Genomic DNA, 23,789 nt, shown 5'->3' on the forward strand with positions numbered 1-23,789 from the left:
TCATGGAGTTCGGCTCCCGCCCACGTCGCCGCCGGTCGCCACGGCGTTCAGCGGCGAGCGCCAGACAATTTGCTCAACGTTAACCTTGTTACTGTTAGCTTCGTGGCTGCGAGACGGGCCGGTCGGGGCGCAGCGCTACTGACCGGCGGCGATCCTGTTTCATCCCTACCGTAAGGAAGCGAATTGAAACTCAACCGATTTGGCGCCGTGCTGAGTGTCCTGAGTGCCGGCGCGCTGGCGCTGTCCGGATGCGGAAGCGATAACAACGGGACCGGCGCGAGCGCAACGAGCGGCTCCTCGGGCAAGGTGAGCTGCGGCGGGGCGAAAACCCTCAAGGCCAGCGGTTCCACGGCGCAGGCCAATGCGATGACCCGTTTCGTCAACGCGTTCGAGCAGGCCTGCCCCGGACAGACACTGAACTACACCGCCAACGGATCGGGCGCGGGAATCAGCGAATTCAACGGCAAGCAAACCGATTTCGGTGGTTCTGATTCGCCACTGGCGCCCAACGAATACGCCGCGGCGCAACAACGTTGCGGTTCACCGGCCTTGAACCTGCCGGTGGTTTTCGGGCCGATCGCCATCACCTACAACGTCAAGGGTCTCAATTCGCTGAGCTTGGACGGCGCCACGGCGGCCAAGATTTTCAACGGCGCGATCACGACGTGGAACGACCCCGCCATCCAGGCGCTCAACCCCGGTGTCGCATTGCCGGCCGAGCCGATTCACGTCGTGTTCCGCAACGACGAATCCGGCACCACGGACAACTTCCAGAAGTATCTCGATGCCGCCTCCAACGGCGCGTGGGGCAAGGGCGCCGGAAAGACCTTCAAGGGCGGTGTCGGCGAGGGAGCCAAGGGTAACGACGGGACGTCGGCGGCGATCAAGGCAACCGAAGGATCCGTCACCTACAATGAATGGTCGTTTGCTCAGGCGCAAAAACTGAACATGGCCAAGATCGTCACCTCGGCCGGCCCGGATGCGGTGTCGATCAGCGCCGACTCGGTGGGCAAGACGATCGCCGGCGCCAAGATCGCCGGCCAGGGTAACGACCTGGTGCTGGACACGCTCTCGTTCTACAAGCCGACGCAGGCCGGTTCCTACCCGATCGTGTTGGCGACCTATGAGATCGTCTGCTCGAAGTATCCCGACCCGCAGGTCGGTACGGCCGTAAAGGCGTTCCTGCAAAGCACCATCGGCGCCGGCCAAAGCGGCCTGGCCGACAATGGCTACATCCCGATCCCTGACGCGTTCAAGGCGAGACTGTCTGCTTCCATCAACGCCATCACATAACCTGAGGTGGTCGTGACACGAGGAACATCAATCAGCCCGTCGACCGCGGAGAAGCCGGCACTAACAGCGCTGAGTGAACACGTGGGGCGGCGGGCTGATCGACTGTTCAAGTTGACCGCCGCCGCTGCCGGTTCGACGATCGTGTTCGCCATCCTGCTGATCGCGGTATTCCTGTTGCTGCGTGCCGTGCCGTCGTTGCGCGTCAACCACGCGAACTTCTTCACCAGCGCCAAATTCAGCACCAGCGACCCGGACAAGCTCGCGTTCGGTATCCGCGACCTGCTCATGGTCACGGTGCTCAGTTCGCTCAGCGCGCTGGTGCTGGCCGTTCCGATCGCAGTCGGTATCGCCGTGTTCCTCACCCAGTACGCACCGAAGCGGCTGGCGCGCCCGTTCGGCGCGGTGGTGGATCTGCTCGCCGCGGTGCCGTCGATCATCTTCGGGCTGTGGGGCATTTTCGTGCTCGCGCCCCAGATCGAGCCGGTAGCGGCGTTTCTCAATCGCCACCTTGGCTGGTTTTTCCTGTTCAAGCAGGGCAACGTTTCGTTGGCCGGCGGCGGCACCATCTTCACCGCCGGCGTGGTGCTCTCGGTGATGATCCTGCCGATCATCACCTCCGTCTCGCGTGAGGTTTTTCGGCAGACCCCGCACATCCAGATGGAAGCGGCCCAAGCCCTGGGCGCCACCAAATGGGAGGTGGTGCGCATGACTGTGCTGCCGTTCGGCCGCAGCGGTGTGATCGCGGCCTCGATGCTGGGGCTGGGCCGCGCACTGGGCGAGACAGTGGCGGTACTGATCATCTTGCGTTCGGCCGCCCGCCCCGGGAACTGGTCGCTGTTCGACGGCGGCTACACCTTCGCCTCGAAGATCGCCTCGGCGGCCGCGGAGTTCAGTGCGCCGCTGCCGACCGGGGCGTACATCTCGGCCGGCTTCGCGCTGTTCGTCCTGACGTTCGTCGTCAACGCGCTCGCTCGTGCGATCGCCGGCGGCAAGGTCAACGGATGATGCGCGGCGAGAAAGACCGGCGCCCCATGATCCGCGCGGACGAGGATGCCGAGCGAAGCGATGAGGAGCGGCGCCCATGATCCGCGCGGGCGACGATGCAGAGCGAAGCGATGAGGAGGAGCGGCGCCGATGAGCGTCGAAGCGCTTGACCGGCCGGTCAAAGTCGAGGTGTTCAGGCCGCTGAGCTTCCGGCGCCGGATCACCAACAACGCCGCGACGACTTTCTTCCTCGCTTCGTTCTGTGTCGCGCTGGTGCCACTGATCTGGGTGCTGTGGATCGTGGTCGAACGAGGCTGGTACGCCGTCACGCGGTCGGAATGGTGGACCCACTCGCTACGCGGCGTGCTGCCGGAACAGTTCGCCGGCGGCGTCTACCACGCGCTGTACGGCACGGTGGTGCAGGCCGGGGTGGCCGCAGCCCTGGCGGTGCCCCTCGGCTTGATGACCGCGGTCTTCCTGGTGGAATACGGATCCGGGCGCCTGGTGCGGCTGACGACGTTCATGGTCGACGTGCTCGCCGGAGTGCCCTCGATCGTGGCGGCGCTGTTCATCTTCAGCCTCTGGATCGCCACGTTGGGCTTCCAGCAGAGTTCGTTTGCGGTGTCGCTGGCCCTGGTCTTGCTGATGTTGCCGGTGGTGGTGCGCTCCGCCGAGGAGATGCTCAGGCTGGTGCCCGACGACCTGCGTGAGGCCAGCTACGCGCTCGGTGTGTCCAAATGGAAGACCATCGTGCGGATCGTCTTCCCGATCGCTATGCCCGGCATCGTGTCCGGAATCTTGCTGTCCATCGCGCGGGTGATCGGCGAAACCGCGCCGGTGCTGGTGCTGGTCGGCTACAGCCGATCGATCAACGCCGACATCTTCCACGGCAACATGGCTTCGCTGCCGCTGCTGATCTACACCGAGCTCACCAATCCCGAACACGCCGGTTTCCTGCGGATCTGGGGTGCGGCGCTGACGCTGATCATCATGGTCGCCGTGATCAACATCGTCGCGGCGCTGACGCGCTTTCTGGCCAGCCGCAAACGCTGACCCGGGGCCGGGTCAGGATTTCGACGACGCTTTTGAGGCCGCCTTTTTTGCCGGGGCCTTCTTGGCGGCCGTCTTCTTCGCGGGGGCCTTTTTCGCCGTGGTCTTCTTCGCGGGTGCCTTGCCGTTCCCGGAGCGGGCCTTCACGCTGGCCTCCAGTTTGGCGAGCAGGTCGGAGACGTCTTCGGTCTCGTCCAGCTCCTTCGGCTGCTCCTCGGTGGTAAAGGCTTCTCCGCCTTCGAGTTTGGCGTCGACAAGCTCCTGCAGCTGCTCCTGGTAGGTATCGTGGTAGCGGTCGGGATTGAAGTCCTCGGCCATCGACTCCACCACTTGACCGGCCATCTTGAGTTCGGCCGGCTTGATCTCGACCTTCTTGTCCAGGACGGGGAAATCCGGGTCGCGGATCTCGTCGGGCCACAACAAGGTGTGAATCACCATCACGTCGCGCTTGCCGAAGTCCTTGACGCGCAAGGCCGCCAGCCGGGTCTTGTTGCGCAGCGTAAAATGAACGATCGCCATCCGATCCGCCTCGGCGAGCGTCTTGGCAAGTAGCACATAGGATTTCGATGACTTGGAGTCCGGCTCCAGGAAGTAGCTGCGGTCGAACAGCATCGGGTCCACCTCGCTGGCCGGCACGAACTCCAGCACTTCGATCTCGCGGCTGCGTTCCTCGGGCAGGGTGGCGATGTCGTCGTCGGTGATGATGACCATCTGGCCGTCATCGGATTCGTAGGCCCGGGCGATATCACGGTATTCGACGACTGCGCCGTCCACCTCGCACACGCGTTGGTACCGGATGCGGCCGTTGTCCTTGGCGTGTACCTGGTGGAACTTGATGTCGTGGTCCTGGGTGGCGCTGTACACCTTGACCGGGACGTTCACCAGCCCGAACGCGATGGAACCCTTCCAGATGGAGCGCATGTGAATCAGTATGCCCGCAGGGCCTATGGCAAAACAGCACGACAGGGCTACGACCGAGGATCGTTGGACCCGGCGTCCGAACCGTCGGGATAGGCGCCTAAGGACGCGAAGCAGCGTCCAGCGCAGCCCGATCCGGCAGGTCAGCTCCCGTGCGAGCGATGGTGAGCGCCGCACACAGGCTGGCCCCCTCGAGCGCCGCCGTCAGTGCATCCACAGCGATCCCGTGCAGTTCGCTGCGCTGGTCGCCTCCCAACGACCCCGATTGCCATAACGCGTCGAGTAGACCGGCCATGAACGCGTCACCGGCGCCGACGGTGTCGACCACGCGCACCGCGCGCGTCGGCACCCGGGCGACCCCTGCTGGGCAGAAAGCCACCGCGCCCCGGTCGGCCATCGTCACCGCAACGATGGCGGGGCCTAACCGCAGCCACGTTTGCGCGATCTGCGCGGGCGGCCGAGTGGGGTCGATCCAGCGCAGGTCTTCCTGGCTGACTTTCACGATGTCGCTGCGTTCGATGAGATGCTCGATGCGGGCAACGGCCAGTTCCCGGTCGGCGATCAGCGACGGCCGCACGTTGGGATCGAAGGTGACTGTGGCCGAGACGCGATAGGTATCGATCAACGCCGCGACCGCCAGGCAGCCCGGATCCTGCACGGCGGCAATCGATCCGGTATGGACGAAAAGCGGCGGCGCGACCGGCGGCGTTCCGGAAAGTCGCCAATCCAGGTCGAACACGTAGTCGGCCGATCCGTCTTCCGCGATGGTTGACCGCGCAGTCGCCGTGCGCTTCGCTGCCTTGCTTTCCGAAACCAGTTGCACCCCTGCGGCTTCGACGTAGTCGGTGATGCGCCGGCCATACGAGTCGTCGGCGACCGAGGTCAAGAAGTCGACCTCGCGGCCCAGCCGGCCGAGTCCGACGGCGACGTTGAGCGGACTGCCGCCGACATGTTCGTCGCTGTCGACGATGTCGATCAGCGACTCGCCGATCACCAGCCCGCGGGTCATCGCACCAAGGCCTCCAGCGTCGCGCGAGCTCCTTTGTGGTGTAACGAGTCCAGCGCCCAGCTATATGCCTGGACGAAGCGTGGCTGGTGGGCCAAATCGCCGAACACGGCGGCGATCTCGATGAACGCGGTGGGATTCTCGTACTGCGAGCGCGCGATCGGGATCAGCGAATCCGCGAGCTGATCCACCACCTCGTACGGCCTACCCCATTCGTCGGTGCCCTCGGCGTAGCGGGCCCAGCTCGCCACCACCGCGGCCGCCACCCGGACCGGGCCGTCGCTGGCGAGATTGTCACAGATCACCGGGATCAGCCATTTCGGGATGCGGTCCGACGAGTAGGCGCACAACCGCGGCACGGTGTCGCGCACGCCGGGGTTGGCGAACCGCTCGACCAGCGTGCTTGTGTAGTCATGCAGGTCGATCCCGGGCACCGGCGGCAACGTCGGAATGGCCTCGGATTCGAAATAGGCACGCAACAATTCGGCGAACAACGGATCGCTCGCGGCCTCGTGTACGAATGTGAAGCCGCACAGATGGGCGAAGTAGGCCAGGCACTGATGCCCCGCGTTGAGCAGCCGCAGCTTCATCAATTCGTACGGGGCGACATCGTCCACCAGCAGCACGCCCGCCTTTTCCAGCGGTGGCCTGCCATCAGCGAAATCGTCTTCGAGCACCCAGGCGGTGAATGGCTCGGCCACCACCGGCCACCGGTCGTTGATGCCGAAGTCGCGCCGCACCTCCGCAGCCATCTGCAGGGTGGTGGCCGGGGTGATCCGGTCGACCATCGAACTGGGGAACCGGGCGTTTTCACCGATCCACTGTGCCAGTCCGGGATCTCGGCCTTCGGCATTCGCCAGGACGGCCCGCCGGGCGATCTCACCGTTGTTCTCGATGTTGTCGCACGACACAATCGTCGGCGCTGCGATCCCGCGCCCGCGACGCCGGTCCAGGGCCTCGACAATCAACGCGAATGCGGGCCCGTCCGCGTCGCGATAACCGCCCTCGGTGATGGTCAGCGAGATGATCCGGGTGGACGGTGCGGCAAGCACCTCCAGCGCTGACTCGGGATCATCGGGCGCGTAACGGTAGTCGATGATCGAGCCGATCACGTGTGCGTCCCGGCTGCCGTCGGGATTTTCCAGGATCAGCGTGTAGAGCCCGTCCTGACCATCAAGGACGTCGCGCATGGTCCAGTCGGCGGGCATCACCCCCACACCGCAGATGCCCCACTCGTGCGCCAGGCCCTGCTGCAGCAGCAGGTTGATGTACGCGGCCTGATGTGCGCGGTGGAAATGACCGGCGCCGATATGCGCGATTCCGACGGTCACGCTGCTGCGGTCGTAGCTGGGTGCTTCGATCGGCAGCGTCGCGAGCGCACCATTGTTCAGGTTGATTCCGCCAGCCTCCATTGGCCAACTCCTCCCCGGGTCAGTGCCCGGATCGTTACCGGGCTCGGGAACCTCCAGTCGGCGTGGCCGATAACAGCAGGACATCCGCGAGAGCGCGCCACGAATCTGTGATCGCGACTGCGCCGGCACCGATCAATTCCTCACGGCGGCAATCCCGTTCGTCAGGCAGCACGAACATCAGGTTGCCGACGGTGGCGTAGCCGGCCGCGACCGCGGATCTCACGCCGGCCACGGAGTCTTCGATGGCCAGTCCTTGTTCGGCCGCGACGCCCAACACCTGGCCGCAATGCAGATACACCGCAGGGTCGGGCTTGCTTGTCGGCACCGGCAGAGAATCCTCCGCGCTGAAGGTCACCGCCTCCGATATCAGCGAGTCGAGGCCGGTGGCAGTGAAGCAGGCACGCAGACGCTGGGTGGCACTGGAGCTCACTGCCGCGAGTGTGTAGCGCGTCGCGAGGTCTCGCAACGGCTCCTGCACCTCCGGATCGGGGGTCAGGGTGACAGCCAGATGAGCTGTGACCCGCTCGCGCTCCTCGCGCACCCACTGCTCGAGTTCATCGGCGGACAACGCGTTGCCGCTCGCGAGGTCGCTGGCCGAGGCGACCACCGCTGCGGGACGGCCCTCGGTCAACGTGTGCTCGAGCGGCACCTCGCACTGCACCGCCAGGTCGAGAGCGGTGTTACGGAAGTTTTTCCCGACGGCCCGTATGCGCAACTCCTCGGAGCTCAGCGGAGCCCGCACGCCGAACCTGGCCAGGAAACGGTTGGTCACCTCGGTCGAGGCGTCGAATGCCGGTCTCTCCGACCCGAACAGGTTGTCATCTGCGTCGCAGAGCAAGGTAGTGAGCGGCGCCGGGTCGAAGGCGCGCACAAAGGTCAGTCCGCCATTCATCGCGACACCAACTCCCGCTCGTCATTGCGCATCGCGTCACGCAGCGTGGGCACCACACCGTGCTCGTCGATATCGGCGATCATGGCGCCCAGGCGCGCGGCAAAACCGGGAACCGCGCGCACTTCGGCGAACATCTCGTGCCCCAGCAGCGGATCAGGGTTACTGCGTGCCATGTTGGCCAACCTAGCCACCGGTATCGCCTGCGAGTCTTCGAGGCGAAGCTTTCGCCCGCTCAGGTCGTGGCCGCGCATGTAACGGGCCCATCCGGCGACAGCCAACATCAGCAGCGTGTGCGGCCTGCCCTGCGCGATCGCCTCGCGCAGGGAGGGCAGCACGAACGTCGCGATCTTGCCCGTTCCCCGTCGGGCCAGCCGAGACAGCTGGTCACTCATTCGGGGATTGCTGAGCCGATCGAGCAAGGTGCCCCGGTACTCGGGTGTGTTCATCCCGGGAACCGCGGGCAGCAGCGGCTGAATTTCGTCCCGAAGGAGCTTCTCGACGTAATCCAGGATGACGCGGTCCCGCATCGCTTCATCGGTGCGCTGGTAGCCGGCCAATATCGCCAGACATGCCAGCGCGATATGGGTTCCGTTGAGGAGGCGGGTCTTGATCAACTTGTGGTCGCTGACATCGGCAACGAATTCGGCACCGACCTCGTCGAGCGGTGGCCGCCCATTGCAGAAGGAATCCTCGATCACCCACTGGGTATGCGGCTCGGTCACCACCGGCCATTTATCGGCGACGCCGAAAGTCTGCTCGACGAATTTGCGCTCCGATTTGGTGGTTTGTGGGGTGATGCGGTCGACCATGGTCGCCGGGAACGCGACGTGCATGTCGATCCAGCGGGCGAGTCCGGGGTTCTTCAACGCGGCGAACGACACCAGCGCGGTTCTGGCCGGCTGGGTGTCGCCGGGAACGTTGTCGCAGCAGAGCACGGTGAACGGCGCGACGCCGGCGCGGCGACGCCGGTCGAGGGCTTCGGCCAGGTATCCCCACGCGGTGGCGTAGCCGTTGGAGGCGACGAGGTCGGCGCGCACGTCTGGGTGGGTGGCGTCGAACTCGTCGGTGACCGGATTCAGGAAGTATCCGTTGTCGGTGATGGTCAGGCTGACTATGCGGGTTTGGGGATCTGCCAGGGCGGCACGGACCGCCGCGCCGTCATTCGGTGCGTAATGAACAGAGCCGATCGAGCCGACCACGCGGGCGGTTTGGCGGTCATGGCCGCGCTGTACCACTGTGTACAGCCCGTCTTGGGCTGACAGCAGGTGTTTGACGTCGGGGGAATGGAGACTGACGCTGGTCACTCCCCAACGTCCTGAAATGCCCGAGCGGGCAAGGTCGTCGAAATAGACGGCCTGGTGTGCGCGGTGGAAGTTGCCCGCGCCGATGTGGACGACTCCTCGGCCAAGCGCCGACCGGTCGTAAGTCGGAACGTCGACTCGTCGCGAGTGCAGTCGCAGTGTCGCGTCGCTCAGGGGGACGCCGCCTTTTGGACGCCAGGGGGAGGGGATGACATCAAACATTGCCTTCCTGTGCCCCAATGTGATCGCCGATCTAACGTGTTCGTGGGTCATGTCACAAAATAAATCCACGGTCGCGCGATTACCGGTGGTCAAAACGGTTAACACGCGCGAAACGCGTAAGTTGACAACATGGCGCCGCGGGTGAAACTGACCAACGCCGAGAAGGTGCTGTATCCCGCCACCGGAACCACCAAGAGCGAAATCTTCGACTATTACACGCGCATCGCGGAGGTGATGATCCCGCACATTGCCGGGCGTCCGGCAACGCGCAAGCGCTGGCCCAACGGCGTCGACGAAGAGTCCTTCTTCGAAAAGCAACTGGCCGCGTCGGCGCCCGACTGGTTGCCACGCGCCAGCGTGACCCATCGATCCGGAACGACGACGTATCCGATCATCGACAGCCCCACCGGTTTGGCTTGGATCGCCCAACAGGCCGCGCTGGAGGTCCACGTGCCGCAGTGGCGCTTCGTCGCCGAATGGACGCGCAGCCGGGCCGAGGAACTGAAACCCGGTCCGGCGACTCGTCTGGTGTTCGATCTCGACCCGGGCGAAGGGGTCACCATGTCCCAACTGGCCGAGGTGGCGCACGCCGTCCGCGAACTGATCACCGGAATCGGGTTGACCACCTATCCGCTCACCAGCGGCAGTAAAGGGCTGCACCTCTACACGCCGCTTGCCGAGCCGGTGAGCAGTCAGGGCGCCACGGTGCTGGCCAAACGTGTTGCGCAACAGCTGGAAAAGACGATGCCCAAGCTGGTGACGGCGACCATGACCAAGAGCCTGCGGGCCGGAAAAATCTTCCTGGACTGGAGTCAGAACAACGGCTCCAAGACGACCATCGCGCCCTACTCACTGCGCGGACGTGAACACCCTACCGTCGCCGCCCCGCGCACCTGGGAGGAACTCGACGACCCGGCGCTGCGCCAGTTGCGTTATGACGAAGTGCTGGAGCGGGTCGTCCGCGACGGCGATCTGCTGGCACCGCTGGACGAGGACGCGCCGGTCCCGGATCGGCTGACCAAATACCGCAGCATGCGCGACGCGGCGAAAACCCCCGAGCCGGTCCCGGCAGCGAAACCCGCTGTCGGGCAAGGTAACAGCTTCGTCATCCAGGAACACCATGCGCGCCGGCTGCATTACGACTTCCGCCTGGAACGAGACGGCGTCCTGGTGTCCTGGGCGGTACCGAAGAACCTTCCCGACACCACCTCGGTGAACCACCTGGCCGTCCACACCGAGGATCATCCGTTGGAATACGGCGGGTTTGAAGGCGTCATCCCCACAGGGGAGTATGGCGCGGGGAAGGTGATCATCTGGGACTCCGGAACCTACGAGGCCGAGAAGTTCCTTGACGATGAGGTCATCGTCAATCTGCACGGCAGCAAGATCTCCGGACGTTATGCACTGATTCAAACCAACGGCAATCAGTGGCTGGCGCACCGGATGAAGGACCAGAAGGTTTTCGAGTTCGACACGATCGCTGCGATGCTGGCCACGCACGGTTCGGTGACGGCGTTGAAGGCGAGCCAATGGGCGTTCGAAGGCAAATGGGATGGCTACCGGCTCTTGATCGAGGCCGACCACGGTGCCCTGCGGGTACGGTCTCGTCGAGGCCGCGAGGTCACCCAGGAATACTCCGAATTACGCTCGCTGGCAACAAAGCTCGCTGAGCACCACGTGATCCTCGACGGTGAGGCCGTGGTTTTGGACGCCTCCGGTGTGCCCAACTTCCACGAGATGCAGAACCGCGGCCGAGGCTCGCGCGTCGAATTCTGGGCGTTCGATGTGCTCTACCTCGACGGCCGCTCGCTGCTGCGGGCCCGCTACCGGGACCGGCGAAAGGTGCTGGAAATGCTGGCCGCCGGCAGCGACCTCATCGTTCCCGAACTGCTGCCCGGAGACGGCGCGCAAGCGCTGGAGCACTCCGGCAAGCGCGGCTGGGAGGGCGTGATCGCCAAGCGGCACGACTCCACCTACCAGCCCGGTCGTCGCTCGTCGTCGTGGATCAAGGACAAGCACTGGAACACCCAGGAAGTCGTGATCGGCGGCTGGAAGGCCGGGGAAGGCGGACGTAGCAGCGGCATCGGCTCACTGCTGATGGGCATCCCCACCGCCGACGGCCTGCACTTCGCGGGGCGCGTCGGCACCGGGTTCACCGAACGAGACCTGGCCAACTTGAAAAAGACACTGGCCCCGCTGCATACCGACGAATCCCCGTTCCACCCCCCGCTGCCCCGAGCCGAAGCCCGGGGCGTGACGTACGTGGAGCCGGTCCTGGTGGGAGAGGTGCGCTACAGCGAGTGGACCCCGGATAACCGGCTACGCCAATCGAGTTGGCGGGGACTGCGGCCGGACAAGGAAGCAAGTGAGGTGGTACGCGAGTGAAATGGGTTACCTACCAAGGTGATGACGGCGAGCGCGTCGGGGTCCTTTCCGGCGACACCATCTACGCGGTGGCGTCGGGAATCACGCTACTCGAGCTGATCGCGCGCGGCTCAGAGGAATTGCGGCAAGCAGGCGAGGAAGTGCAGCGCTCGCCGGCGGGGACCGTGCCGCTGGCCGACGTGCGATTGCTGGCGCCGATCCCGCGTCCGCCGTCGATCCGGGATTCCCTGTGTTTCCTGGACCACATGCGCAACTGTCAAGCCGCGCTGGGCGCCGGGCGGCTGCTGGCCGACACCTGGTATCGCATCCCGGCGTTTTACTTCGCCTGTCCGGCAACCGTTTTGGGTCCCTACGACGATGCCGCGACCGCACCCGGAAGTGCTTGGCAGGACTTCGAATTGGAGATCGCGGCGGTGATCGGAACCGGCGGGAAGGATCTCACCGTCGAGCAGGCCGAACAGGCGATCATCGGTTACACCATCTTCAATGACTGGTCCGCGCGTGACCTGCAGCAGATGGAAAGCCAACTGGGGATCGGGCAGGGCAAGGGCAAAGACAGCGGGGTCACCCTGGGTCCATACCTGGTGACGCCCGACGAGCTCGAGCCGTACCGGCGCGACGGAAAGCTGGACCTGCACGTCACCGCCCTGGTCAACGACACCGTCATCGGTACCGGGTCGACGGCCCAAATGGACTGGACCTTCGGCGAGGTCATCTCCTACGCGTCGCGCGGCGTCACACTCAATCCCGGCGACGTCATCGGTTCCGGGACGGTGCCCACCTGCACACTGGTCGAGCACCTCAATCCCGCGGCGCTGGAATCGTTTCCGGGCTGGCTGCACGACGGCGACGTCGTCACGCTCCAGGTTCAGGGCTTGGGGGAGACCCGGCAAACGGTCCGCGCGAGCGGTGCACCCCATGTGTTGGCCGCCCGGCCCAATCCCGCCGCCGCGCCCGCCGCGCAGCGGGTCAACCGGGCGCCCGCCCGGGTGCCCTACACCCGCGGGCTGCATCGGGTCGCCGACCGGGTGTGGGCATGGACGCTGCCGGATGGGGGCTACGGGTGGAGCAACGCCGGACTGATCGCCGGGCAGGGAGCCTCGCTGCTGGTGGACACCCTGTTCGACCTCGCCCTGACCCGCGAAATGCTCACCGCGATGCGGCCCATCACCGAGTCAGCGCCGATCAGCGACGCGGTGATCACCCATTCCAATGGCGACCACACCCACGGCAATCAACTGCTCGACGCGTCGGTTCGCATCATCGCCGCGCACGGCACCGCCGAGGAGATCGAGCACGGCATGGCCCCCGAGATGCTGGCCATGGCGCAAACCGCCAACCTCGGACCCGTGGCGACCCCGTACACGCGAGAACGGTTCGGGCACTTCGACTTCAGCAACATCACGCTGCGCAACGCCGACCAGACCTTTGAGCGCGAGCTGTGCGTCGAGGTGGGTGGACGGCGGATCGATGTGTTGAATCTGGGGCCCGCGCACACCGCCGCAGACTCGGTGGTGCACGTGCCCGACGCGGGGGTGTTGTTCGGCGGTGACCTGTTGTTCATCGGGTGCACACCCATCGTGTGGGCGGGCCCGATCGCCAACTGGGTGGCTGCGTGCGACGCGATGATCGCGCTGGACGCACCGACGGTGGTCCCCGGCCACGGCCCGGTCACCGACCCGGATGGAATCCGTGCGGTGCGTGGCTATCTCGTGCACGTCGCCGAACAGGCCGAGGCCGCCTACCGGCGGGGCGTGTCGTGGGCCGAGGCCGCCGACACCATCGACCTCGGCGAGTACGGCACCTGGCTGGACGCCGAGCGCGTCGTCGTCAACGTCTATCAGCGATATCGTGAACTCGATCCGCAGACACCGCAATTGGAGGTCATGTCCTTGCTGGTCATGCAGGCGGAATGGCTGGCCAAACGGTCCTCGTGATTGATTGCACCGGCAGTCCGCGCGGCGAGTGTGGACCCTACGCACGGCTAAGGCAATCAACGTGGTCCATAGGCTCGTCGACTAAAGACGCACCGCCCTGACAAAGCTGATCGTGGTGGCGGGAACCTGCTGCTCGGCGGGCCCCAATTCCGGCAGGCCCGCGGCGGAAAACAGGTCGGTGAGCCGAAATGTGGTGGTATCCCACCCGTTTCCCGCCAGGTGAGCGGCGACGTCGGTGTGCTCGCCCGGGTAGGCCAAGCCGGCGATGTCCAGATCGAGCCCTTGCCGTCGCCATCCCTCGGTCATGAGCCGGGCCTGTTCCTGCCCCTCTGGCGTTGTCGGGGCGAGGGTCCCGAAATCCGCGGCGAACCGGCTGCCCTCGCTGGACAACGGAATGATGGCGTCCAGCAACCGAACTTCGGCCTCGGGCGGAAGGAATCCGATCAGCACCCCCTCCGCGAGCCACGCCGTCGGCTGAGCCGGGTCAAAACCCGCCGCCTGCAATGCCGCCGGCCAGTCCTCGCGCAAATCGATACCCACGGTGCGCAGTTCGGCGGTGGGTGCCGCGCCGATCTCGGCCAGCGTCGCCATCTTGAACGCGATCACCTCCGGCTGATCGATCTCGTACACGGTCGTCCCGACCGGCCACCGCAGCCGGAAGGCCCGCGAATCCAGGCCCGATGCCACGATCACGACCTGGCGCAGCCCGGCCTGGCCGGCCGCGGCGAAATAGTCGTCGTAAAAGCGGGCCCGGGCGGCGAACGTGTCGACCATTCGCGAAAAAGCAACGCCCTTCTCGACATCTGCCGAATCGAGTTCGCCGGTCGCCAGTTTCGTGAAGACGTCCAGCCCGACGGCACGTACCAGCGGCTCGGCGAAATCATCGGTGATGACCGGCTGTGGACGTTTGGTGGCGGCCGCGCGGGCCGCGGCCACCATGGTGGCGGTGGCGCCCACGCTGTTGGCCAGGTCCCAGCTGTCACCTTCGGTTCGTGCCATGGCTTCTCCTTTGATGTGGTGGCAAAACCACGGTATGCCTCATCGGTAAACAGCCCACGTCGCCTACGGTTCCCCTATGCCTGCAGTGACACTGGAAGCTCTCGAAGACAACATCGCCTGCGTCACCCTGAACCGGCCGCAGCGCCTCAATGCCATCGATGGGTCGTTGATCGACGGCGTCGACGAGGCCCTCGACGTGCTGGACACCGGTGAGTTCAGGGTGGCGATCCTGACCGGCGCCGGGCGCGGATTCTGCGCCGGCGCCGATTTGAGCGGCACCGGCCAGCCGTGGACGCAGAACAAGCCGACCACACCGGCGTTCAAGGTCAACTACGACGCGCAGGTCCGGTTGGCCAACCTGTACACCCGGATCTACGAGATGGACATTCCGGTGATCGGCGCGGTGAATGGTGTCGCCGTCGGTGGTGGCTTGGCGTTCTCGTTGGTCTGCGATATCCGGGTCGCCTCCGAGCAGGCGCGGTTCGGGTCGGTGTTCATCAAGGCGGGGTTCTCGTCAATGGACATGGGCACCAGCTATCTGCTGCCGAAGATCGTCGGCGCCGGGGTGGCCCGCGAACTCATGCTCACCGGTCGCATCATCGACGCGGCCGAGGCCTACCGCATCAAGCTGGTACACGAGGTCGTCGCCCCCGATGAGCTGATGCCCGCCGCGCTCACGTTGGCCCGCTCGATCGCCGAGAACAATGCTTACGGTGTGTGGCAGACCAAGATTGGGCTCAACGCCGCGCTGGACGCGCCCAGCCTGCGCCATGCCATCGAGATCGAGAACCGCACCCAGATTCTCAGCGGTTTCACGAGCAATCCGGTAGAGGCCGCCATGGCGCACCGGGAAAAGCGCGCTCCGAAATGGGATGTGCTGTAGCGCTAGAGTTTCGCGATAACGTTCTCGGCGAACATCTCCAGATTGCGGATCTTGCTGTCCAGCGGCTCGGCGTCGTTGCCCTTGATATAGGGGATGCGGAAGCCGACGATGACATCGGTGACGCCCTTGTCCTCGAGCCGTTTGATGCCGTCCGCGGTGTACGCGTCGGCCGAGATGACGTGAATCTCGAACGGCCCCGTCTTACCGGCTTCTTCGCGGAACTTCTTGAGCTTGGCCAACAGGTGGTCGAGTTCCTCGGAGTCCCCGCCGCCATGCATCCAGCCGTCCAGGCGCGCCGCACGCCGCAGGGCCGCATCGGCGTGCCCGCCGATCAGAATCGGGACGGGCTTGGTGGGCGCGGGTGTCATTTTCGTCTTGGGAATGTCGTAGAACTCGCCGTGGAATTCGAAGTAGTCGCCGGTGGTGAGGCCCTGGATGATCTCGATGCATTCGTCCATCCGCTTGCCGCGCCTGGCGAACGGGACACCCAGCAGCTCGTAGTCCTCGGGCCACGGGCTGGTGCCGACGCCGAAACCCACTCGGTTGTCGGTCATCGCGGCCAGCGACCCGATCTGCTTGGCCACCAACGCCGGTGGCCGAATGGGCAGCTTGAGCACGAAGAAGTTGAACCGCAGTTTGGAGGTCACCGCGCCCAATGCCGATGTCAGCACGAAGGTTTCGATGAACTCCTTGCCGTCCAGGAATTCGCGGTCGCCGTCCGGGGTGTAGGGATACGTCGAGTCGGATTCGTAGGGATAGGCGATGCTGTCGGCGATCGTCATGGCGTCGTAGCCGGCCGCCTCGGCTGCCTTGGCCAGCGGGATGTAGTACCTAAAGTCCGTCATCGCCTCTGCGTAGGTAAACCGCACGTCATCTGCCTTCCTGGAGGGGTCGTCCCTCGACATTAGAACGTGTTCTAGTTTCAGCACAACCGGCAGCTGGGCGCGACGAAACCTGGATGGGCGAGCGGGGCTGGTTTCGAACTAGAGCTGGTTCTCGGGACCGATGACCGCCCACACCGTCTTTCCGGACGAGGTGGGCGTGCTGCCCCACGCGCGCGACAATGCGTCGACGATCGCCAGTCCGGACACGTCGATGCCCTTCGGCGGCGACGGCAGTCGCAGCGCGGGTGTGTTGCTGGCGTCGGACACCGCGATGGTCGCGGTGGTGCCTTGGGCTTCGATCCGCACCACCGGAACGCTGGCGGTGTGTTCCAGCACGTTCTCGACGAACACGTTGACGACGACCAATGCCACCGGAATGAGCTTGGATTGCGACCACGTGGTGAGCCATTCGCGGACCATGCGCCGCGACTCGCGCAGGCTGGTCAGGTCGGCGGGCAGCTGGACATCGGCGCGGCGCACCGGGCGACGGCTGTTCTGGCCGAGCGCCTTGATCGCTGCTTTTTCGCTCGAATACACCGGCATGAAGTGGGTGACACCGCTACTGCTGATCGCTTCGCGGGTCGCCCGGTTGGTGCAGACCAACGCGATCGGGATGTGGGGAGCGCTGCCAACCTGCCAGTACGCGCCCATGAAGGTCGACCATGCCGAGTCGGTGTGCATCTTGAGCCCGGAGACGTTGACGATCACGGCGGCGGCGTCGTCCAGCGTGGCCTGAAGAATGCGCTCGCGAAGGGTGATGGAGTGGGCGGTATCAAGTTCACCGTCGACGGTCAGGACGGCTACCTTGTCATCGGTCCGCATCGCAACGGCCACCGGGCTCATCCCAGTTCGGTCCTGGCGTCCGGTTCCATTTACCGCTCCTCGCATTCTGCCGGGCCGATTGCTTGAGTATCCGCTCTCAGCGGCAAAAGTCTACTTCGCAAACCGTCGGCTTCAATGCAGCCGCAAGCCGCAGGCTGAGATCGGGCTGTCCCGAACCTATGCCGCAAGCCCGTAGCAGAAGCATCATGTGCTCCCCTCCCCACCCGTCGGGGCGTCGATTCACCGCACCCCGCCGCGCTGTGGAGTCCATCACCCGGCACGCGCTTGCATCGGGATTACCACGCGGCGTGCGTCGCCAAACTTTTCGGTATGTTCGCCCGGCGGTGTTAACCAGCGCAAAGGCGGCGACGCCGCGCCGCGGTGCACATATCGGCTCAGGGGTTGCTCAGTGTGTATGGGGGGGCGCCCACTCCGGCGACGGAGTGCGTCCCCCACGGTGTGTGTTCGACGATGCGTGCCGGCGCGCTGCTTTCACCGACCGTCAGTGTGGCGGTCCGCGCTTGCTTGAGGATGTCATCGGGCAAGGGGCCCGACGCGGAACCAAATACCGTTCCCTGCCAGTGGTAGTGGCCGTCGATCGGGTCTAAATGGCCGGTCAGCCGGACCCGAACCGAGTGGCGGGTGCCGGCGATGTCCAGCGTGGCCGCTCCGTCGTACGTGTCGTCGCCGGCGGGCGCGCTGGCCGACAGGTCGAAGGCGGATGCCACCGGGGGCGGCTCGGCCGGTCGCAACTGAGCGCGCTCGTTGAACACCTGCTGGCTGCTCGCGCGCACCTCGATGCGACCGCTGGCGGTGCACTCCATGACTTTCAGGCATTCGGCGACGTAGCGCGCCTGCGCGTCGGGATCGGGTCCGGCGATGAAGAAGTAGTTGGGCAACCCGCGAACCGCCACTCCGCAGAACGGCTCCATGCCGTCGTGCCACGCCCGCCGGATCGGCAGCCCGGCCGTGCCGACCCAGGCGTCGTCGGCGACGTCCTCGGGGATGTGGAAGCCGGTGCCGTAGACGATGGCGTCGACGCGGTGGTCGACGCCGTCGACGGTGCGGACGCCCGACGCGGTCACCGCCTCGATCGCCGACGCGGCGATCGCGACCCGAGGCCGCTCCGCTGGCCGGGTGTGGCGACGAAGCCAGCGTTTGGCGCGGGTGGACCACACCGGGATGTCGGTCACGACGCGACGCGGCGCGTGGGCGAACACCGTGACCGATGCCGCTGCGTGGGCCAGCCGCCCGAGGTGGTGGGCCGCCGCGGCGTCGGTGCCGACCACCGCGATGTGCTTGCCGGACGGATCGAATCCGGAATCCCATGCCGCGGCGTGAAATGACGGACCGCGAAAGTCGTTGTGTCCGGGCAGCTTCGGTATCCAGGGGATACCCGGCTGACGGTGTGCGTCGACGACGACGTGCGCCCGAATCACTTCGCCGGCGGCGGTCTGCAGCGTCCAGCTGTCGGTGTCCTCGTCGAACACCGAACGCAGGACCGATCTGTCCAGCATCGCGACGTCGGTCACGCCGGCCGACTGCAAAACGGATCGGACGTTGTGGGCGCAGGCGTCCGCGCCGAGGATGACCAGCGGATGCCCAGCCGTCACAGAAACCTGCTGCGCTTCCAGCCGCGGCGCGCGATCGGGCCCATCAGGCCCACCTCGGTCAAAAACGCCGCCAGCGGAGCGAAGCCGGCAACCTGTATGTCGCGGCGATGCGGGCTGGTGCGCGCGATCTTTCGGGCACGCTTGGCGTCGAGACCCGTTCGCGCATAAGGAACTGGATTGCTGAACAGGTAGTTGAAGAAGTATCCGCCCAGGCCGTTGATGTTGGCCATGAACCAGCGGTTGATCCGGGGCATCTCGACGACGCGCTTGCGTGCGCCGTCCCGCGCGAACTGGATGTGGCGGGCCTCTTCGGTGACGTGAATGCGCATGAGCCGCTGGATGATTGGCTGCAATTCGGGGTCGTCCATCATCTGCCGCTGCAGCGAGTCGAAGATTTCCTCGCCGATCAGGGCGGCCACCCAGAGCATCGAGCCGCGCTGGAACGCCAGCGGAAGCGCATTGATGATCATCCGGTGAAATAGCCGGGGGCGCACCGGCTTTGCCCCGATGCGTTCAATGGCCTTGCCGAACATCACCATGTGCCGGGTCTCGTCGCCCAGTTCGGTCAGCTTGTAATGCGTCGACCTACTGGTCGGGTCCTCGTGCAGGATCGTGCGCAGCAGCGCCTGGTTGAGCATGTTCTCGAACCAGATCCCGGCCGAAAGCGTGTTGACCAGTTCGTGGCGGGACAGCTCGATTTGTTGTTCGCGGGTCATCTCGTCCCACATGGGCGTGCCGTAGAGCGAGACCAGGCGGGGCGGCAAATAGAACTTGTCCGGGTCCAGTGGGGCGTCCCAATCAATATCGACGACCGGCTCGTAGGACTTTTTGACCGAGCCCTTCAGCAATCGGTCCGAGAAGTCTTCACGACTCGGCCCCGCTGGCTTCCCAACAGCGGTCGTGGTGCCGCTGCCGGCCATCCCTTCGCTCTGCGTTGTCGCTGCGCGGGTCATCGCTGGCGTCCCTCCATTGGGTGCTTCAGACGGTACCCATGGTACCGGGTACTTGTGGACCCGACTAGATGCTGAAGGTTGCGATTCAGGCAATCTGACTGGCAACGAGCATCAGGAGGCGACGTAGTGGGCCGGCACATCCACGTCATCGGCATCGGGGCGGGCGACCCCGGCTATGTGACCGTGCAGGCGATCGAGGCGCTGAACGACACCCAGGTGTTCTTCGCGATGGACAAGGGCGAGGCCAAACGCGACCTGGTGGCGCTGCGCCGCGAGATCTGCGGTCGGTTCATCCGGGAGCCGGGCTACCGCTTCGTCGAGCTGCCCGACCCCAAGCGGGCAGGCGATGCCGATTACCGGGGTGCGGTTGCCGACTGGCACGCCGCCCGCGCCCGGGTGTGGGGGGCGGCCATCTCGACCGAGCTGGGCCCCGACGGCGTGGGCGCCTTCCTGGCCTGGGGTGACCCGTCGCTGTACGACAGCACGCTGCGCATCCTCGAGGTGGTCGCGGCCGAGGTCGACTTCACCTTCGACGTCATTCCGGGGATCACCGCCGTGCAGGCGCTGACGGCTCGGCACCGCATCCCGCTCAACGAGGTCGGTGAGCCGGTTGTCATCACCACCGGCAGGCAGTTGCGCACGAACGGGTTGTCGGGCGCGGCCGTCGTCATGCTCGACGCCGAGTGCTCCTTCCGGCACTTTCCGCCGGACACGCTCATCTGGTGGGGCGCCTACCTCGGCACGCGCGACGAACTACTCGTCGCGGGCACCGTGGGTGAGGTCGGTGCCCGCATCGCGGCGCTGCGAGCCGAAGCCCGCGCCCGACACGGCTGGATCATGGACACATATTTGCTCAGACCGGCACACTGAAACCGTGCCCGAACTACCCGAGATCGAAGCGCTGGTCGACCATCTGCGGCGCCATGCGGTAGGCCTGACGATCGGCCGGGTCGACGTCGCCGCCCTGTCCGTGCTGAAGACCTTCGACCCGCCGATCGGCGCGCTGCACGGCCAGACCGTTGCCGGGGCCGAGCGATGGGGCAAGTATCTCGGGCTGCGGACAGACGACCTCTGCCTGATCACGCACCTGTCTCGTGCGGGCTGGCTGCGGTGGTCCGACAAGCTGGCCGCGGCGCCGCTGCGGCCCGGCAAGGGCCCGATCGCGCTGCGGGTTCACCTGGGCACGCCCGGCGAGGCGCCCGGCTTCGACCTCACCGAGGCCGGCACCCAAAAACGGCTGGCGGTGTGGCTGGTCGATGACCCGGCTCAGGTCCCCGGCATCGCCACCCTGGGCCCGGACGCGATGGATCTGGACGTCGATGCGCTGGCCGATCTGTTGGCAGGCAACACCGGCCGGATCAAGACCGTCATCACCGACCAGAAGGTGATCGCCGGGATCGGCAACGCCTACAGCGACGAGATCCTGCACGTCGCGCGAATCTCGCCCTTTGCCACGGCCGGCAAGCTGTCCGACCAGCAACTCGCCACGCTGCACGAGGCGATGGTCTCGGTGCTCACCGATGCGGTGAGCCGATCCGTCGGCCAGGGGGCGGCCATGCTCAAAGGTGAGAAGCGCTCCGGATTGCGGGTCCACGCCCGCACCGGGCTGCCCTGCCCGGTATGCGGCGACACCGTGCGTGAAGTGTCCTTCGCGGACAAGTCTTTTCAGTACTGTCCCACGTGCCAGACCGGGGGCAAGATGCTGGCCGACCGACGGATGTCGCGTTTGCTGAAGTAGTCGCCCAACTCCGGACTTGACACCTGTCGATATGCTGCCCCGATGACTCGCCAGAAGATTCTCATCACGGGTGCCAGCTCCGGCCTGGGTGCCGGCATGGCGCGCGCCTTCGCCGCGAAGGGCCGCGACCTTGCGCTGTGCGCACGCCGCGCCGACCGGCTCGATGAGCTGAAAGCCGAGCTGTCGCAGAAGTATCCGGGCATCACCGTCGCGGTCGCCGCGCTGGACGTCAATGACCACGAGCAGGTGCCGAAGGTGTTCGCGGAGCTTTCCGACGACCTCGGCGGCATCGACCGCATCGTCGTCAACGCCGGGATCGGCAAGGGCGCAAAACTTGGCTCCGGCAAGCTGTGGGCCAACAAAGCCACCCTCGAAACCAACCTGGTCTCAGCGCTGGTGCAGATCGAGACAGCACTGGAGATGTTCAACAAGAACGGTTCGGGCCACCTGGTGCTGATCTCATCCGTGCTCGGCAACAAGGGCGTGCCCGGCGTGAAGGCGGCCTATGCGGCGAGCAAGGCCGGGGTGAGCTCACTGGGTGAATCGTTGCGTGCCGAATACGCCAAGGGACCCGTCAAGGTTTCGGTCATCGAGCCCGGCTACATCGAATCGGAGATGACGGCCAAGTCGAACAGCACAATGTTGATGGTGGACAACGAAACCGGCGTCAACGCACTCGTCGCCGCCATGGAGCGTGAGCCCGGCCGGGCGGCGGTGCCATGGTGGCCGTGGGCGCCGCTGGTGCAGTTGATGCGGGTGCTGCCGCCTCAGCTGACCAAGATGTTCGCCTGAGGACTTCGTCAGCTGGTTCGCCCGCGTTCACTGCGATAGCGGCGCACCAGAGCGTCGGTGGAGCTGTCCGACTGCGGCGCCGGCGAGCCGTCCGCGGTGATCACCGGAAGCAAGGCCTTGGCCTGGGTTTTGCCCAGCTCCACGCCCCATTGGTCGAACGAATCGATTCCCCAGATCACCCCCTCGGTGAAGACCTGATGCTCGTACAGCGCGATCAGCTGGCCCACGACCGATGGGGTGAGCCGGTTGGCCAGAATCGAGGTCGACGGCCGGTTACCGGGCATCACCTTGTGCGGCACGACGTCGGCTGGCGTGCCTTCGGCGGCGATCTCTTCGGCGGTCTTGCCGAAGGCCAGCACCTGGGTCTGGGCGAAGAAGTTGCTCATCAGCAAGTCGTGCATGCTGCCGCTGCCTTCGGCGGTGGGCAGGTCGTCGAGGGGTTGGCTGAACCCGATGAAGTCGGCCGGCACCAACCGGGTGCCCTGATGCAGCAACTGGTAGAACGCGTGCTGCCCGTTGGTTCCCGGTTCGCCCCAAAAGATTTCACCGGTGTCCGTGGTGACCGGGCTGCCGTCCGCGCGGGCCGACTTACCGTTGGATTCCATGGTCAGCTGTTGAAGGTAGGCCGCAAAACGTGCCAGGTCGTTGGAATAGGGCAGCACGGCGCGCGATTGCGCGTCCATGAAATTGGAGTACCACAGGCCGATAAGTCCAAGCAGCACAGGGGCGTTGGACTCCAGCGGCGCGGTTTTGAAATGCCGGTCGACGATGTGGAACCCGGATAGGAAGTCCGCGAAGGCTTCTCGGCCGATGACGGCCATCACCGACAGGCCGATCGCCGAGTCCACCGAGTAGCGGCCTCCGACCCAATCCCAGAACCCGAACATGTTGTCGGTGTTGATGCCGAAGTCGTCGACGAGGCGTTTGTTGGTGGAGACGGCGACGAAGTGCTGGGATACCGCGGCGTCGCCGAGGGCGTCGGTGATCCAGCGGCGCGCGGCCGTGGCGTTGGTCAGGGTTTCCAACGTCGAGAATGTTTTCGACGCGACGATGAAAAGCGTTGTCGCCGGGTCCAAGTCGGCCAGGGTGGCGATCAGATCGGCCGGGTCGACGTTGGAGACGAAGCGCGCTGAGATCCCGGCATCCGCATAGTGGCGCAGTGCCTGGTAGACCATCACCGGGCCGAGGTCCGATCCACCGATGCCGATGTTGACCACCGTGCTGATCCGTTTCCCGGTGGCCCCCGTCCATTCACCGCTGCGCAACCGATCGGTGAAGTCACCCATGGCGTCGAGCACCGAGTGCACGTCTTGGACGACGTTTTCGCCGTCGACGATGAGTTCGGCATCCCGGGGCAGTCGCAGCGCGGTGTGCAGGACCGCGCGATCCTCGGAGGTGTTGATGTGCACTCCGGCGAACATCTGGTCGCGGCGCTCTTCGAGGTGGGCCGTGCGCGCCAGATCGACCAAGAGCCGCAGCGTTTCTCGCGTGATGCGGTGCTTGCTGTAATCGATGTATAGGTCGCCGACGGAGACGGTCAGCTCGCGGCCACGGTCGGGATCGTCGTCGAAGAATTGGCGCAGATGGGTGTCGCCGATGTGTTCATGATGCCTGCGCAGGGCGTCCCACGCCCGGGTGGCGGTGATGTCGGGGAGGGTGTGCACGGAGGTCATGCTTCGACCCTATGGGCTGCGACGTGACGGAG

General features: G+C 65.6%; 20 protein-coding genes and 1 pseudogene. 10 read left to right on the forward strand and 11 right to left on the reverse strand.

Translation table 11 applies throughout. The features are described from left to right. Window positions 1-183 precede the first annotated feature (183 nt). From pstS to pstA, 3 genes are all read left to right on the forward strand, one after another. On the forward strand, window positions 184-1,293 hold the full coding sequence (gene pstS, locus A5782_RS03670) for a phosphate ABC transporter substrate-binding protein PstS (protein ID WP_067095266.1): 1,110 nt from the start codon (window positions 184-186) through the stop codon (window positions 1,291-1,293). A gap of 30 nt (window positions 1,294-1,323) precedes the next feature. Then, window positions 1,324-2,298, forward strand: coding sequence for a phosphate ABC transporter permease subunit PstC (pstC, locus tag A5782_RS03675; RefSeq protein ID WP_156623780.1), 975 nt, complete (start codon window positions 1,324-1,326; stop codon window positions 2,296-2,298). 129 nt (window positions 2,299-2,427) lie between these two features. Continuing rightward, the gene (gene pstA / locus A5782_RS03680; RefSeq protein ID WP_067095273.1) at window positions 2,428-3,330 is read left to right on the forward strand and encodes a phosphate ABC transporter permease PstA; all 903 of its coding nucleotides are present in this window, start codon (window positions 2,428-2,430) and stop codon (window positions 3,328-3,330) included. Window positions 3,331-3,342: 12 nt separating this feature from the next. Here pstA and A5782_RS03685 read toward each other — a convergent pair whose 3' ends face one another. From A5782_RS03685 to A5782_RS03705, 5 genes are all read right to left on the reverse strand, one after another. Beyond that, window positions 3,343-4,248 (reverse strand): Ku protein, encoded by a 906-nt coding sequence (locus tag A5782_RS03685; RefSeq protein WP_067095276.1) that lies wholly within the window; start codon window positions 4,246-4,248, stop codon window positions 3,343-3,345. A gap of 97 nt (window positions 4,249-4,345) precedes the next feature. Continuing rightward, entirely contained in the window at window positions 4,346-5,254 is a 909-nt protein-coding gene (locus A5782_RS03690) for a carbohydrate kinase (RefSeq protein WP_067095278.1), read from the reverse strand. Then, complete coding sequence (locus A5782_RS03695) at window positions 5,251-6,663, reverse strand: mannitol dehydrogenase family protein (RefSeq protein WP_067095282.1); 1,413 nt, start codon at window positions 6,661-6,663, stop codon at window positions 5,251-5,253. Before A5782_RS03695 ends, A5782_RS03690 begins: the two co-directional genes overlap by 4 nt. A gap of 34 nt (window positions 6,664-6,697) precedes the next feature. After that, window positions 6,698-7,555 carry an HAD family phosphatase gene (locus A5782_RS03700; RefSeq protein ID WP_067095285.1) on the reverse strand — a complete coding sequence of 286 codons (858 nt, stop codon included), beginning with the start codon at window positions 7,553-7,555 and terminating at the stop codon, window positions 6,698-6,700. Further along, window positions 7,552-9,078: a mannitol dehydrogenase family protein gene (locus A5782_RS03705; protein WP_067095288.1), complete on the reverse strand. Its 1,527-nt coding sequence runs from the start codon at window positions 9,076-9,078 to the stop codon at window positions 7,552-7,554. The genes A5782_RS03700 and A5782_RS03705 overlap by 4 nt, the downstream gene beginning before the upstream one ends. Window positions 9,079-9,207: 129 nt before the next feature. On the opposite strand from A5782_RS03705, the gene A5782_RS03710 reads away from it, so the two are divergent. Next, complete coding sequence (locus tag A5782_RS03710; RefSeq protein ID WP_067095291.1) at window positions 9,208-11,463, forward strand: ATP-dependent DNA ligase; 2,256 nt, start codon at window positions 9,208-9,210, stop codon at window positions 11,461-11,463. Then, on the forward strand, window positions 11,460-13,400 hold the full coding sequence (locus A5782_RS03715) for a fumarylacetoacetate hydrolase family protein (protein WP_067095294.1): 1,941 nt from the start codon (window positions 11,460-11,462) through the stop codon (window positions 13,398-13,400). Before A5782_RS03710 ends, A5782_RS03715 begins: the two co-directional genes overlap by 4 nt. Before the next feature lie 81 nt (window positions 13,401-13,481). Here A5782_RS03715 and A5782_RS03720 read toward each other — a convergent pair whose 3' ends face one another. Continuing rightward, window positions 13,482-14,399, reverse strand: coding sequence for an SAM-dependent methyltransferase (locus A5782_RS03720; RefSeq protein ID WP_067095297.1), 918 nt, complete (start codon window positions 14,397-14,399; stop codon window positions 13,482-13,484). Between the two features lie 76 nt (window positions 14,400-14,475). Here A5782_RS03720 and A5782_RS03725 point away from each other — a divergent pair, with 76 nt between their 5' ends. Continuing rightward, on the forward strand, window positions 14,476-15,282 hold the full coding sequence (locus tag A5782_RS03725; RefSeq protein ID WP_067095300.1) for an enoyl-CoA hydratase/isomerase family protein: 807 nt from the start codon (window positions 14,476-14,478) through the stop codon (window positions 15,280-15,282). Window positions 15,283-15,284: 2 nt separating this feature from the next. On the opposite strand, the gene A5782_RS03730 is transcribed toward A5782_RS03725, so the two are convergent. The 4 genes from A5782_RS03730 to A5782_RS03745 all read right to left on the reverse strand — a co-directional run bounded on the left by A5782_RS03730 (window position 15,285) and on the right by A5782_RS03745 (window position 19,521). Beyond that, the gene (locus A5782_RS03730; protein ID WP_067095303.1) at window positions 15,285-16,151 is read right to left on the reverse strand and encodes an LLM class flavin-dependent oxidoreductase; all 867 of its coding nucleotides are present in this window, start codon (window positions 16,149-16,151) and stop codon (window positions 15,285-15,287) included. Window positions 16,152-16,265: 114 nt separating this feature from the next. Beyond that, window positions 16,266-17,009 (reverse strand): STAS domain-containing protein, encoded by a 744-nt coding sequence (locus A5782_RS03735; RefSeq protein WP_067095306.1) that lies wholly within the window; start codon window positions 17,007-17,009, stop codon window positions 16,266-16,268. A gap of 374 nt (window positions 17,010-17,383) precedes the next feature. Beyond that, on the reverse strand, window positions 17,384-18,601 hold the full coding sequence (locus tag A5782_RS03740) for a DUF4873 domain-containing protein (protein WP_231986586.1): 1,218 nt from the start codon (window positions 18,599-18,601) through the stop codon (window positions 17,384-17,386). Beyond that, window positions 18,598-19,521 carry a diiron oxygenase gene (locus A5782_RS03745; protein ID WP_156623782.1) on the reverse strand — a complete coding sequence of 308 codons (924 nt, stop codon included), beginning with the start codon at window positions 19,519-19,521 and terminating at the stop codon, window positions 18,598-18,600. Before A5782_RS03745 ends, A5782_RS03740 begins: the two co-directional genes overlap by 4 nt. A gap of 159 nt (window positions 19,522-19,680) precedes the next feature. Here A5782_RS03745 and cobF point away from each other — a divergent pair, with 159 nt between their 5' ends. From cobF to A5782_RS03760, 4 genes and pseudogenes are all read left to right on the forward strand, one after another. Next, window positions 19,681-20,424, forward strand: coding sequence for a precorrin-6A synthase (deacetylating) (gene cobF, locus A5782_RS03750; RefSeq protein WP_067095312.1), 744 nt, complete (start codon window positions 19,681-19,683; stop codon window positions 20,422-20,424). A gap of 4 nt (window positions 20,425-20,428) precedes the next feature. Continuing rightward, window positions 20,429-20,671, forward strand: a pseudogene (locus A5782_RS26655) (DNA-formamidopyrimidine glycosylase family protein); the annotation flags it as partial. A 186-nt stretch (window positions 20,672-20,857) separates the two neighbouring features. Then, window positions 20,858-21,292 carry a zinc finger domain-containing protein gene (locus A5782_RS26660; RefSeq protein ID WP_231986589.1) on the forward strand — a complete coding sequence of 145 codons (435 nt, stop codon included), beginning with the start codon at window positions 20,858-20,860 and terminating at the stop codon, window positions 21,290-21,292. 42 nt (window positions 21,293-21,334) lie between these two features. Beyond that, window positions 21,335-22,084: an SDR family oxidoreductase gene (locus tag A5782_RS03760; RefSeq protein ID WP_067095317.1), complete on the forward strand. Its 750-nt coding sequence runs from the start codon at window positions 21,335-21,337 to the stop codon at window positions 22,082-22,084. Between the two features lie 8 nt (window positions 22,085-22,092). On the opposite strand, the gene pgi is transcribed toward A5782_RS03760, so the two are convergent. Continuing rightward, on the reverse strand, window positions 22,093-23,757 hold the full coding sequence (gene pgi, locus A5782_RS03765; RefSeq protein WP_067095320.1) for a glucose-6-phosphate isomerase: 1,665 nt from the start codon (window positions 23,755-23,757) through the stop codon (window positions 22,093-22,095). Window positions 23,758-23,789: the final 32 nt, after the last annotated feature.

Source organism: Mycobacterium sp. 852002-40037_SCH5390672, assembly GCF_001665875.1.
Taxonomy (GTDB): Bacteria; Actinomycetota; Actinomycetes; order Mycobacteriales; family Mycobacteriaceae; genus Mycobacterium.